Source organism: Chitinophaga sp. 05T412 (genome assembly GCF_056396465.1).
In genome coordinates, this window is the sequence record NZ_JBFTLN010000001.1 from 515,602 (window position 1) to 528,853 (window position 13,252).

General features: G+C 45.0%; 8 protein-coding genes. 2 read left to right on the forward strand and 6 right to left on the reverse strand.

What is annotated here, in order from left to right; translation table 11 throughout:
- Window positions 1-97: 97 nt before the first annotated feature.
- Complete coding sequence (locus AC1DFM_RS01940) at window positions 98-994, forward strand: hypothetical protein (protein WP_477075043.1); 897 nt, start codon at window positions 98-100, stop codon at window positions 992-994.
- Here the strand turns inward: AC1DFM_RS01940 and AC1DFM_RS01945 are convergent.
- The 6 genes from AC1DFM_RS01945 to AC1DFM_RS01970 all read right to left on the reverse strand — a co-directional run bounded on the left by AC1DFM_RS01945 (window position 991) and on the right by AC1DFM_RS01970 (window position 11,557).
- On the reverse strand, window positions 991-1,914 hold the full coding sequence (locus AC1DFM_RS01945) for a DUF1266 domain-containing protein (RefSeq protein WP_477075044.1): 924 nt from the start codon (window positions 1,912-1,914) through the stop codon (window positions 991-993). The genes AC1DFM_RS01940 and AC1DFM_RS01945 overlap by 4 nt on opposite strands.
- A gap of 101 nt (window positions 1,915-2,015) precedes the next feature.
- Entirely contained in the window at window positions 2,016-3,896 is a 1,881-nt protein-coding gene (locus AC1DFM_RS01950; protein ID WP_477075045.1) for a WG repeat-containing protein, read from the reverse strand.
- 111 nt (window positions 3,897-4,007) lie between these two features.
- Window positions 4,008-5,849 (reverse strand): SusD/RagB family nutrient-binding outer membrane lipoprotein, encoded by a 1,842-nt coding sequence (locus AC1DFM_RS01955; RefSeq protein WP_477075046.1) that lies wholly within the window; start codon window positions 5,847-5,849, stop codon window positions 4,008-4,010.
- A 19-nt stretch (window positions 5,850-5,868) separates the two neighbouring features.
- A complete protein-coding gene (locus AC1DFM_RS01960; RefSeq protein WP_477075047.1) occupies window positions 5,869-9,591 on the reverse strand; it encodes a SusC/RagA family TonB-linked outer membrane protein in 3,723 nt (1,240 codons plus the stop codon).
- Between the two features lie 112 nt (window positions 9,592-9,703).
- Window positions 9,704-10,885: a FecR family protein gene (locus AC1DFM_RS01965; RefSeq protein ID WP_477075048.1), complete on the reverse strand. Its 1,182-nt coding sequence runs from the start codon at window positions 10,883-10,885 to the stop codon at window positions 9,704-9,706.
- Window positions 10,886-10,969: 84 nt separating this feature from the next.
- On the reverse strand, window positions 10,970-11,557 hold the full coding sequence (locus AC1DFM_RS01970) for an RNA polymerase sigma-70 factor (protein WP_477075049.1): 588 nt from the start codon (window positions 11,555-11,557) through the stop codon (window positions 10,970-10,972).
- A gap of 293 nt (window positions 11,558-11,850) precedes the next feature.
- Between AC1DFM_RS01970 and AC1DFM_RS01975 the strand changes: the two genes are divergently transcribed.
- Window positions 11,851-13,185, forward strand: coding sequence for a DUF2252 domain-containing protein (locus AC1DFM_RS01975; RefSeq protein WP_477075050.1), 1,335 nt, complete (start codon window positions 11,851-11,853; stop codon window positions 13,183-13,185).
- Window positions 13,186-13,252: the final 67 nt, after the last annotated feature.

Genomic DNA, 13,252 nt, shown 5'->3' on the forward strand with positions numbered 1-13,252 from the left:
TGCTTTTTTTGTTGATTTAAATATCTGAAAAAGCAACAAGACTGAAGTATTCTGCCTATCTTACAGCGACCTATTTCCGTATTATAATCGTATTATTATGAGTAAGGAAGAATTGCTTAACCTGGAGCGCCTAATGAACTACATGGCGCATCAATACCTTAAAAAGCTCAGCTGGGAAGATGTTTCAAAAACAGAATGGAGCTTTATTGTTACTGAATTTAACACCGCTATTGAAAAACAACAACGCCAAAAGAAAATAAGTAGCCCGCCGCCTTTATTTGGCGACAACTACTTTTATGAACACCTCATTATCCGCAAATTAAAAGCTGCGAAAAACAATACAGCATTGGCTTCCATCAGCAGTCCCAATTTCTCCAAACTTAATATTATAGCAGTAGTGCTGGGATTCGACAGCTACATCGACTTTATCAACAACGCGGCAGAAGCATTCCCCTTCCACGAACTGAAAATCGGCATTCCGCTGGCAACTACCAACGAGGCCCTGCTCGATCACCTCGTAGGATACTGGTATTGCTATAACCGCAACCTGCCTATGAAACCAGGGAAAAAAGAAACAGAAAGAATCTGGCGCTCCTCCCTCGAAATTTATAAATCAGGAGATGAATACCTCGTGGAGCGCACCGGGAGAGACAATCATATGTACTATGGCAAAATAACTTCTTATGCCAACTACATCTTTATTATTATGAACAGTACTACGTTTATCCGTCAACGTCATTTCATCGGACGAATAAAAGATGTGGAAGATAAGCTGACCAAAAACGGGCCCGCTATTAATGAACTGAACTTCGTAAGTACCTGTGTGAGTTTTAATGAAGAACCGATTGCACTCTTTGAAATATTTCATCGGGTAACAAAAGTAAAAGACTTCCAGAAAGCCTCTGTAGATCTGGCCTTCGACAGTCCCTTACTACCTAAACATATCCTGCCACACCTGAAAGATATTGAGTTAAACAGGATCACGGCACACTAAGATAACTGCTCCGTGTTGCTGAATGATAATACCTTCCAGGGACTATCCGGCGCCACCAGCAGGTATTCCATATTATTATGCAAGGTTTCAATACTTGCCATTTCAATGCCATTCCATACACAACGGGCAAACTGATAAGACAAAGAAAGATGTCTCCAGGAGCTATAGGTGCGCTTAATCAGCGGTATGCCCCACATAATATATTCCAGGGCCTTTTCATAGCTGATATATCCCGCATCATAGCCGGCACGGCTCAAATTGATGATGCGGCCAAAATCCCAGATCAGCATATCCGGCTGTAAATCCTTGTCGATTAATTTCCTTTCGCGGAATAACTCCAGCGCGTCACGGGTGTTCCGCAAACGCTCCATTACCACCGCTTCTTCCAGTTCATTAGTAGCTATGTAGTCTCTTAAAAACGCCTTGCTTTCTTTCATCGATACTGTATTAATGGCCTGCCATATAATATCGTATTCAATGCGATGCCCACTTTCCTGCAACCAGGCAATCATATCCTGTAACTCTTCGGTACTGTCTATATCCCACCACTCCGATAGCTGCTCCCGGCAACTATGCTTATCAAGCCCGGTAGTCACATCGTTTAAATACTGACGGTTTACAAAAGCAATATCCGCCCCACAGGCAACGGCCCACTGCTGCGCCACATTCAACCGCGTAGCCGGGTTCAGCACCACCTGTAATGGCTCTTCTTCTCCATCATTCACATCCGCATCATCACCGGAAAACATCTGGTTAAACTGCTTTATATTTTCAGCGAACATATTCATTTGCTCACTCCAGTCTTTATTATGCGCGCTGGCTTGCTCTATCTGTTGCTTATACAACGCAATAGCTTCTTCCGTAAATCCTATATCACGCAGGTGCTGCCAGTACTGGTCCATAGAATGCTGTTGGTCCATAAGGATCGGTTTAGGGTATGGCTAAATTGATTGGTCCTCCGTTATTTACGATTAAAATTACGGAAAAGTTTTATCATAGTCTTTTAACATGTCAAATATAGTTAATATATCGTAGGGTCCATAATATTAGTGGCATGGAAATCCGGTTTACGCCAGAACTGCGCCGGGTTCACTTTTCCGTCAAAAACAGGGCTGTATATGACAGTGGACTGGTCGTCTGTTTTCCGCGTTAATTCAATCCGCATTTTCACGGGGATATCGCCGGTATACACGGGGGCAATAAATGACCAGTATTGACCACCAGGTAATGAAAGTACATGATAACTATTTCCGCACCAGCTGGACGGCAGGTATTCAATATCCCGCCATTGGCCATCCCGTGTCATGGCCTGTGTTTTCACATATAAGCGGCTATCCTGCGCATCAAATTCAAGTGTATCTGCCGTTGTATTAAATACCTCCACGCGGCGGCCCTTGAACCTTGCTTCAAAGGTATCCTTGCCCGCGGCAGCCACACGGATACCAAAACTATCCTTCGGGAAATTATTCATGGCGCTTAGCGGGCCGGGATAATTATCAGACTTTGCATAACCTCCCAGTGACTTCTTTTTATAGAATAAATCTTCTACGGAAAAAGCCTTGAAATATCCCGGTAGTCTGTAATCAATATCCACATCCGACAATAGTTGCTTTTCTGCTTTCTTTTCCTGCCAAATAATTTTACCTGTATGATTAATGTAAGTTAGAAGATGATTGACCATACATAGTAATAGCCCCCTATTAAACTTACCATAATAATCATCTATCCGGGGAGCCACAATAACCTGTCCCCGCCTATTCACAATACCATATTCCGCATGTGGCACCATCTTAAAAAAATAAAGACCATCCCCCCCTGCTAATAACTCATCATACTTTGGAGGAATTAAAAAATGTCCGTTGGTGTCTATTAATCCATTACTTCCTTTGAACTTCACAATCGCGCCCCCCTGCTCAAAACCATTACGCCACTCGTCTACAAACTCCTGGTCTGTTACCTGCCTGCCTGTTACATCAATAAGGACGCTCATTCCATTTTTAACTGCAAAGCTTCGATTATTTGAAAAAAATTCTGCAGTTGCAGAAAAAGCATTTTGGAAAATGATCTTTCCGGAAATATCTATAAAAACGCCATGTTCATGGGTGCTATCATTCTTCAAATATGCTTTTATTAATCCGTTACGCACATCTCCGTCAAAATCCCTAAATCGCAATGAATCAGGCATTAAAACTTCTTCTCCTTTATGATTCAGGTAACAGGACCGGGTTTCGTAACCAATAGTGTCTGCCGGTTTCTCCACCCGGTAATATCCTTCAGATTGGCTATTAATGTTACTATATTTTCCCAATGGCACCAGGAAATGCCCTATACTATCAATAATCCCGAACTTGTGATACAATCTGTAAGCTATTTTCCCTTTCTCATCTGTATAAGGCTCCTCAAAAGTCTTTATTGCCACCGCATATCCACCAATAAACGATCTGATTATGTGAAAAGCAGTATCAATCACCAATTCACCTTTGTTATTAATAAATCCGGTTCTGCCTGTACTGGTCACCACCTGCGCACGGCCACGGCTAAACGGAGATAACTCTTCATACTCTCCACCAAACATCCGCTCTCCCTTCTTATTAATATAAAACGGTATCCCATCTTTATACACCACTGCCAACCCTTCCGAAAACGGCGTGGCAAAATCAAATTGCTCCTTAATCACAAACTCCCCACTGGAATTGATATACCCATAAGTACCAGCAGTACGTGCCTCCGCCAATCCTTCCGAAAAATCCCCGGCAGCAATAAACCTTGGCGCAATGATCTCCTTCCCGGAACTATCTATATAACCTATCTTATCTTGTGAAATTATTCTAAACAACGGCTGAACAGAGGAGGTACAACCGTAAAGCATACACGCTAATAAGAAACAAACAATACTTCTCATAGTACAGGATTTAGGCACTCCAAAAATAGCCCATCTACCCCAATAAAAATAAAAGGGCAGACTATAAAGTCTGCCCCGTTGCTCTCAACACGCATTTGCTCTTATCAACCTTTATTGCATATCCCACCATATTCTGCCTTTGGTATCGGCAGGACCGGCGCCATAAGCAGGGTCCTTGGCAATCATCGCTTGTACTGCTGCGTTATAGTTATCCTGATTCAGCGTAGAACTCACATTCAGGCTGTTACGACGCGCTATCAACAGGTTTTTGCCGCCATCCCATAAGTTTTCCAGGTAGGCAATAGAAGAACCATCTCCTATTTTACCATTATTACCTGCTCTTACATCAGTGAATTGCGGATAACCAGTGCGCTTCCACATCGCCCAGGCTTCATCCGGCTGCATCAGGAAATGCACCCACGCCTGTGAATAAATGCTGGGTAAACCTTTATAAGGAATACCTGCAGGTGTGGCAAAGTTACCAAGCGTGATATCCGCCGCATTAGGCACCTTGGTAGCCACAGAAAATGCCTGGTACTGATTAAAGGAAGCCTGCACCCCTTTGTAGAACCACTGGGAAGCAGTTTGACCCAATCCATTACCACCTTTCTCGGCAATCTCCGCCATCATAAAACAAGTTTCGGCATAGGTGACGAAGTACGATTTCATTTTAATGGTAGCGCCATCAGAATATGCTTCATCCGTATGCATCAGGTTTTGCTTAGACCGCTGATCAAAGCCACCAAAGCCGCCATTCTTTACAAACAAACGGGTTTGTATGGCCGACAAAAACAGTAAGTCCTGCGTGGTATTATCTTTCAGCGTAAAAGTTTTCCCCCTGTCTAAACCAGTGGAACCGTAGGTGGCATCACCAGCTGAAGCGGGCGACGCATGTTTTCCCCAATAACGCACCTGGTTTTCCGGTAAGGCCAACGCCGCCTGCGCTGCTGCATTGCCATTCACTTTCACCGTCAGGTACTGATTACTGTTGTCACCCATATCATTCTGCCGGATCATGAAACCAATGCGCGGATCATGCGTAGATTTCAGGTACTCTACAAAAGAAAAAGACGCATCATAGTTAAACAGGATCACGTTAATATCATCCACGTTATTGTTCCAGTCGCGGGTATGATTAATAGCGAAAGATCCATCATTGGTAGGATCTGATAAAGAAGGCGCTATCAGCTTACCGGCAAAGTTGGTAGCCACATCATTCAACACGGCGGTTAAATTAGCCGCATCTCTTTTCTCATAACGCTGCGCAATTTTAATACGCAAAGTATTGGCTAACCCCAGCCACTCGCCGTAATCACCGCCATAAAACAGGTCCTGGTTGCCCAACGCAAACTGGTTGGTCGTATTGTTTTTCAACAGTGTAGCCGCATCTTTCAATTGCTGATCAAACACTTTGTACAGGTTGTAATCAAAATCATATTGCGGCAGCGGATACTTCGTATCATTAAACGCCTGGCTGTATGGCAACGCACCAAAAATATCAGCCACCCGCCATGCGTGATATACATCCACTATAGAGCAGATCGCTTTCAATCCCTGGTAAGTAGCTCTGGTAGCATCTGGCAGGGAATTGATCTTATCTATAATCCGGTGCATATCACGACCGGTGGAATTGAAGTAATCGCTGTAAAAGAAGAAGTTCGGATTAGGACCGATGGTTTTACCCGGATCTGCATACTTACCCGAAAGGCTACTCGTAGTTACCGCATCGGGTACTACATACTGCATGTACGTTAAGGTAGCGCCATACTTTTGTGCGGTACGGTCACGACCATTAATGTCAATATCTGCCGTAGCACCGGTAAACAGGTACTCCGGATTCACATCCGGCAGCAGGTTCGGATTGGTGTTGATTTCGATCAGTTTCTTTTTGCATGACTGACTTACCAATGCGAGGGCAAGTAATCCAATTATATATTTATTAGTCTTTTTCATCGTCTATGTATTAGTTGTTTTACAGAGAAATGTGAAGGGTTGCAGCATAGTTGCGGGAAAACGGAACGCCACCGGTAATGAATGGTCTGAATGGATCATTACTTTGCAGCGATGCCGGATTCTGGCCACCAGTCAGTGTTCTGTATAAATAACCAATGTTGCGGGCGGTCAATGTTAAACGGGCGCCTTTCAAATGAATGCTATTGGTAATGGCAGCAGGCAGGCGATAACCCAGCGTGATTTCACGCAGCATTACCCAGGAATTTTTACTGATACTACCGTTGTTATTCAGGTTGGTTTCCCATCCGTAAAAAGTATTGTAGTATAAAGAAGCTTTGAAAGGCTCTACCAAACCTTTATCATAGGCCTCTTTAAAGGTCATGCCGGCAATGCTTACAGTGGGTTTCAGAGGACTCATTTGTCCTTCGTCAAATATGGCATTAGGAATTACCCCATCATAAATAGGTGCGCCGTTGTTCCAGTTTGGATCAGTGCGGGCAACGCCACCATGCGCCTGATCACGGTATTGCAGCGAGTTTTTAGGTGTACCCTGCCCCATGGCATAAGCATAAGATTCAGAGTATACATAGCCACCAAAGCGACCATCTACCTGTGCAAACAAGCTAAAGTTTTTATATCTCAGGGTAGTGCTGATACCGCCTGTTAAGTCGGGCTCTACTTTACCCATCCGCGGAGCAGGAGAACCAGACGGTAACGTGGTGAGGGAGTAGTTAGCTACATCATACTGACCTTGTACATTGGCAATACGACCCGCATAAGTAATCAGTGGCAATCCGGTTTTAGGATCATTTTTGGTGCTGGCCACATAGTCGCCCACGTTAGTTGTTAATACACCAAAGTCGCCACCTTCATAGGCATGCACACTCACTCCTTCATAGTTATCACTCAGGTTCCAGTCTTTAATCCCATTACCAAATTCAATGATCTTGCTCTTATTATGTCCCAGGTTCACGGCGAAGTCCAGGCCCCAGTCTTTACCACGGATCGGAGAGATATTCACCAACAGTTCCCAGCCTTTGTTCTGGATATTACCGGCATTGAAAAACACCTGGTTGTAGCCGGTTTCCGGCACACCTGCCAGGTTAATTAACTGGTGGAAAGTATTGGTTTTATACCACGCAAAATCTACGTTGATCAAATCCTTTACGAGGCCGAAATTGGTACCAAACTCCCAGGTACGGGATATCTGCGCCCGCAGGTCCAGGTTGGGTTTTATGTTGGCGTTGTATTGTGTGGCAGTACCTACTGAAGCGCCATTCTGATTAAAGATAGTGCTGGGTGAATAACCTACCCCTGTTTGATAAGGACCGGCAATACCGGCGTTACCCACATAAGCCAGGGAAGCACGTAATCTGCCGGAAGACACCCAGGAAGGCATGCCCGACTCAAAATGATCGTAGAAAGAATAAGACAAGTTAGCAGAAGGGTAGAAAATAGAATAATTATTCTTTGCACCAATCGCTGCCACCGGGTAAGTAAGGGTAGACCGCCAGTCGTTACGACCGGTGATTTCCAAATTCAGGTACTGCTTATAGTTCAGGTTGAGGATACCACCCACCCCAATAGTTAACTGAGAAGGATATTTGGGACCCGGAATATTATTGAATCCATAATAATACTGGTTCTGAATATTCTGGGAAGAGTTACCAAGGAAAAATACATTAGGTACACTCAACTGGCCATTAATAGCGGCGCCGTAGTTTTCACCCACTCTATCTCCATAAATTTCATTGTACAAACGGAAATCTGCTGTCAGATCTTTCGTCACATTTTTAACCGCATGTGCCATGAACAACAGGGTGTAATCGCTGGTGTAGCTGCCACCTGCAGCATAGTATCCACCCGTATTGTTGGTACCATTACCGTAATCTTTTTCCTCTGTACGTATTTTATAGAAGTTAAAGTTACCTCTGGCAGATAAATCGAGCCATGGATTTACCTGTGCTTTCAGCTGCATGTATCCCAGGATGGAATTTTCATGCCGGTAGTAATTGTTCTTATCGAAGCGGGAGAAAGCATTTACTGCTGCGCCTAAGTTGGCGTAGGTATTTGCAAAATCCGGTGTATTGTCTGGAGCGCGATAGCTGTGGTACCAGTCGTTGAAGTCGATATTACGCGGCAGGTAGTAAGTATTGAAGGCCAGGTTTTGTCCGCCGCCATAATAGTACCGGCCTTGTGAGAAGAAGTTCTTCGCCAGTGTATTGGAATAGCTGACACCAAAATCAGTAGAAAATACTTTATTCAGTTTAGCGCCTATTTTTAAATCAACGGAATTTCTTTGCATGCCGTTGTTAGGTAATAAACCTTTGGTGTTGTTATTGGAATAAGACAGGCGATAGTTGAACTTATCAGTAGCGCTGCTGATAGCAATATTATTGTTGATGTAGTTACCGTTCTGGTAAAACGTTTTCCAGTTGTTGGGCTGTGGTGAATAAGGCACCATCTTATTTGGATTAAAGGCGGCAGGGTGTAAACTACCATCCATTAAAGGGCCCCAGCTGGCGTCTGTTTTGGATTGTGTGCCATCAGCTCTGAAGTTACCTTCTCTTTCAAAATAATCTCCTTGTCCGTACAGGTTCTGGAAGTCCATCGGTGCGCGATACACTTTTTCTGTCTGATAAGTAGAATTCGCTTCTATCAGGAAGCCATCGCCGGCTTTTGCTTTTTTGGTGGTGATCACGATGGCGCCGTTGATACCTCTTGAACCATAGATAGAAGTAGCAGCAGCACCCTTCAATACGGTAATGGATTCATAATCGTCCGGGTTCAGGTTTTTCAGCTGAGAGCCGGCATCGGCATCATCCGCATTGGATACGTTGTTGGTGATCACGTTTCCGTCTATCACGAAAATAGGTTGGTTTACGTTGTTACCGGGGGTACCTAATACTTTAGCACCGCGGATCTGGATAAAGGGAGATGTTTGCACGCCCGCAGCTGTCATCACGCTGATATTCACCCCGGCTACTTTACCTTGCAGGGCGGTAATCGGGTTTACGGAATTGGTGCGGGTAAGTTCTTCCCCTTTCACGGTGGTGAGGGCATAACCTACTGTTTTATCGTTTTTTCCGATACCCAGTGCGGTCACTACTACTTCTCCGAGGCCGCTGCTGGAAGGTTCCAGGCGGATCGACAGTTTAGTATTCGTTCCTACGGTAATTTCTTGTTTTTTGAATCCCACGAAGGTGATTTCCAGTACATCGCCGGGTTCTGCGTGGAGGCTGAATTCACCATTGCTGTTACTGATAGTTCCTTTGTTGGTACCTTTTATTTTGATAGATACCCCAGGCAGCGGGTGTTTATCCATATCCGTGATGATACCGGAGATCTCAGCCACCACAGGCATGTTATCTGCCAGGGGAGCGTCTTTTTGCTTGATCACCACGGTGCTTCCCACAATGCTCCAGGTAAGTGGCTGATTCTTGAAACAGATGTCCAGCGCAGCTTCCAGGGGAACGTCTTTCACATCAATGGTAACGGCGTCTGACTGGCGCATCAAAGATTCATCGAAGAAAAAAGAGTAACCGGTTTGTTTTTTTATTGCGCGGAATACTTTTCCAAGCCGTACATTTTTCTCGGCGAGGGTAACTTTCTGCGAGTAGCCTTTTGCACTTATCTGCAGACAGGTGGCCATAATTACAATGGCGGTTAGCTTCATAACGAGGAGCGTTTTGGGAAGTACACGACCGCCGGAATAACAGCCGGTACGTAGAATTTTTTTCATACTTTAGTAGTGGTTTTGGTTGTTTAATGAGCAATTCGTCCCAACAAATTGTTATGATTAGTATTACCAGAACTTTCTGCCGCTCTGACTCTCACCTCAGAGCGGTTTTTTATTACGGCAATACGATGATCCTTCTTTCTTCTATTTTAAAATGCACCTTGCTTTCTTCCAGTATTTTCAATACCTGCGACACATTGGCGGCACGTGAAATTTCACCACCAAAGTGGCGGTCTGGCACAGGTCCGCTGTATACAATGTCTACATCATACCAGCGGGCAATTTGCCGCATTACGCTGCTCAGGTCGGCCTGATCAAAAGAGAAATACCCGTTTTTCCAGGCGATCTCTCCTTCAGTATCCACATCTTTATACAATACGAGGTGATTGGCAGAGTCCAGCCGGGCTTGCTCTCCCGGCTTCAGCAGTTGTTGGGCAGTGCCTTTGGTGATCATCACACTGCCTTCCAGTAAAGTGGTGTTGATAGTACGTTCGTCGGGGTAGGCGTTCACGTTAAAGTGGGTACCAAGTACCTGTACTTCCATGCCGCGGGCAACTACTATGAAGGGAACTTTCTTTCCGTTACGGATCAGGGGGGCTACTTCAAAATAGGCTTCACCGGTGATTTCTACTCTCCGGGCATCGCCGGAGAAGGCGGCCGGAAAGCGAACAGAGGAAGCAGCATTTAACCAAACACTGCTTCCGTCAGCCAATACCAGCTGGTACTGTTTGCTTCTTGGGGTTACTACCGTGTTAAATAGTTGTTCACTATTCGCGCCGGAGGCATTATAAATAATTTTTCCCTGCCGATTGGTAACTTTAGCGCCTCCCTGTACTGCCAGCAATCCGTTGCTGGCACTGTCCAGAGGAATCTGCTGACCATTGGCCAACACTAATATACCGCCCGTTGTGCCAGGTACAATATCTTTACGTTTAGTCGTTGCCGTTATTGGCAGCGATTCCGCTGTTTTTTTAAAAAAGAAGTAACCACCCAGGATCATGAATGCAGCCACCGTTGCTGCGGCAGCGACTTTCATCCACCGGCCGATGCGATTGCGCACCGGCATCTCCGGTACTTCCGCCATCATGGCTGCAAACTTTGCATCCCAGTCGGTGCCACTGTGATCAACCGCCTCCCGGGAAGCCTCCCACTGCTCTTTCAGCACGATGGTAAGCATCTCCATATCTTCTTCCTCTCCTGCCTTACGCAGTAGCTCCGCTAACTCGTCTTTCGAAATCTTATTGTCGAGATACTGCGACAACAAATATTTCCATGTATGAACAGGACGCTTATCCATGATGCGATAATTGTGATAAAAAGCATTCTCCTGTTATTAAGACGAGTAAAAAAAGAGCGGTAACTAATGAAGGATAAAAAAAAGTTAAAACTTTCCGATGATCAGGATAAGGATAGCGATATCTATCTCTTTTACCAGGTAGTTACGGATAAAACGCTGGGCCAGCACAATGTGATTATTCACGGTAGCCCTCGAAATCTGTAACTGTGCAGCAATCTGATCATGTGATAATTCTTCTTCCCGGCTCAGGCTATATACCTTTTTACACTGAGGCGGCAACAACGAAATGGCGGCCCTCACTTTTTCTTCATACTCATGTACCATGAGCATGGTATCAGCGCCTTCTGTGCCGGCCAGATCGGTAGCCTCATATAATAGTTCCTGTAAACGCGGGTCCCGCGCTGCAGAACGCAGGAAGTCAATACTCTTGTTGTGTGCGATACGGAAAAGAAAAGCATCGAAATTATTGATCTGTGAAATGAGATCCCTGCCTGTCCATATCTTCATAAATACGTCCAGTACCAGCTCCTCCGCTACCTGCTCTGATTTGATGAAACGGGAAATGTAGTAGAATAATCTTCCACGATACTGATCAAACAAAGCTTTAAATGCTTTCTCACTGCCCGCAGCAATTTCCTGCAGATCAACTGGTTGATGATATACTTGTTTCACTGTAAATGGAATTCAGGTAAAACGACAAGTGAACATTATTTCTATCGCGAAAAAAAATTACTTCATTACGTATTGCTGTTGGTTGATATTACATGTAACAAGTGTGACGTTTCAATACGGTGTTTGTTGGTTGATATAGAGAAAATTTTTGTGTCTCTTAACCAAACCTAAAATAAAAAAGCCGATTTACCAAATCTTGCTTTTGCAATCGTTTACATTAAAATGTGATGAAAAACGTATCTTTTAAAAACAACTCCCGTTTATTTTACGTTTGATGATTAATTACTTCATATATGGCTATCATCTCCCCCAATCCGGGTAAAAAAATCAGGGACCAGGTGCCCAGGACCTCCCAGGGCGACTTTACCCTATCGCCCAAACGCCCCACTATTTTGCAGGCCATCAATGCCTCCAATCACGACCGGGTGCCGGAGCTAATCCCCATTCGATGCGGCCGGATGAGTGTTTCACCGTTTGCCTTTTACCGTGGTACCGCAGATATTATGGCGCGCGATCTTTCCATCCTGCCACATACCTCACTACATGTACAGGCCATGGGCGATTGCCACCTGATGAACTTCGGTGGCTTTGCTACCCCGGAACGTAACCTCATCTTCGATGCCAACGACTTTGATGAAACACTACCTGCCCCCTGGGAATGGGATATCAAACGACTGGCCACCAGCTTTGTACTGGCAGCCCGGCATAATAATATGCGGGAAACGGATGCAAAACAAATGGCCATAGATCTGGTCCTCGCCTATAGAACCGCCATGGCGGAATATGTACAGATGAACACCCTGGACCTCTGGTACATGAAGTTTGAAATGCAGGACCTGCTCAACAAAGCCCGCAGCGAAAAAGTGAAGACCATGCTGAGAGACGCCATGGACAAGGCACAGAAAAGTACGCAGGAAAAAGTATTTTATAAAATCACCCAAAGTGTATTGGGGAACTTCGAAATTCAGGACCAGCACCCACTCATTTATCATCCTATTGACCTGGTGAAACAAAAGAAAATGGTGCATGCCTTCCTCGAACGGTACCTCGAGACCCTGCAGGACGACCGCCGCTTTCTTTTCAGCCAATACCGCGTCATCGACATTGCCCTCAAAGTAGTGGGCGTAGGTAGTGTAGGCACCCGCTGCCTCGTTGCCCTGATGATGAATGCCAAAGATGAACCGCTGTTCATGCAGATAAAAGAAGCGAGAAACAGCGTTTTAGAAGCTTATACCGGTAAAAGTCAATATAAACATAACGGAGAACGCGTTGTACAGGGACAACGCCTTGTACAGGCAGCCAGCGATATGTTCCTGGGTTGGAGTACCGGCCTGGAAAACAGGCATTACTATTTACGTCAGCTGAGAGACCGGAAAATAGCGCCCGATGTGGAGCATTTCGATAAGGAAGTAATGGCCGCCTACGCAGGCCTCTGTGGCAGAGTGTTAGCCAGGGCCCACGCTAAAACAGGCCCCGGAGATGTGATCAGCGGCTACCTCGGGAAATCCGATATCGTAGATGAAGCCATTGGTAAGTTCGCGGTAGCTTATGCGGATCAAACGGAGAAAGACTATAATGACTTTATGAAGGCTATTAAAGCCGGGAAACTAAAAGCAGAAGTAATATAATGCGATTTTCTGCCTGAGGACAGGATTATACTGATGTTGTTTAAAAAGATAAAGGGAAGATGTAAGC

Excerpts from the sequence above, each read along its gene's own strand:
- AC1DFM_RS01960 (WP_477075047.1), bottom strand. The coding sequence starts at position 9,591 with ATGAAAAAAATTCTACGTACCGGCTGTTATTCCGGCGGTCGTGTACTT.
- AC1DFM_RS01940 (WP_477075043.1), top strand. The coding sequence starts at position 98 with ATGAGTAAGGAAGAATTGCTTAACCTGGAGCGCCTAATGAACTACATG.
- AC1DFM_RS01975 (WP_477075050.1), top strand. The coding sequence starts at position 11,851 with ATGGCTATCATCTCCCCCAATCCGGGTAAAAAAATCAGGGACCAGGTG.
- AC1DFM_RS01950 (WP_477075045.1), bottom strand. The coding sequence starts at position 3,896 with ATGAGAAGTATTGTTTGTTTCTTATTAGCGTGTATGCTTTACGGTTGT.
- AC1DFM_RS01945 (WP_477075044.1), bottom strand. The coding sequence starts at position 1,914 with ATGGACCAACAGCATTCTATGGACCAGTACTGGCAGCACCTGCGTGAT.
- AC1DFM_RS01965 (WP_477075048.1), bottom strand. The coding sequence starts at position 10,885 with ATGGATAAGCGTCCTGTTCATACATGGAAATATTTGTTGTCGCAGTAT.
- AC1DFM_RS01955 (WP_477075046.1), bottom strand. The coding sequence starts at position 5,849 with ATGAAAAAGACTAATAAATATATAATTGGATTACTTGCCCTCGCATTG.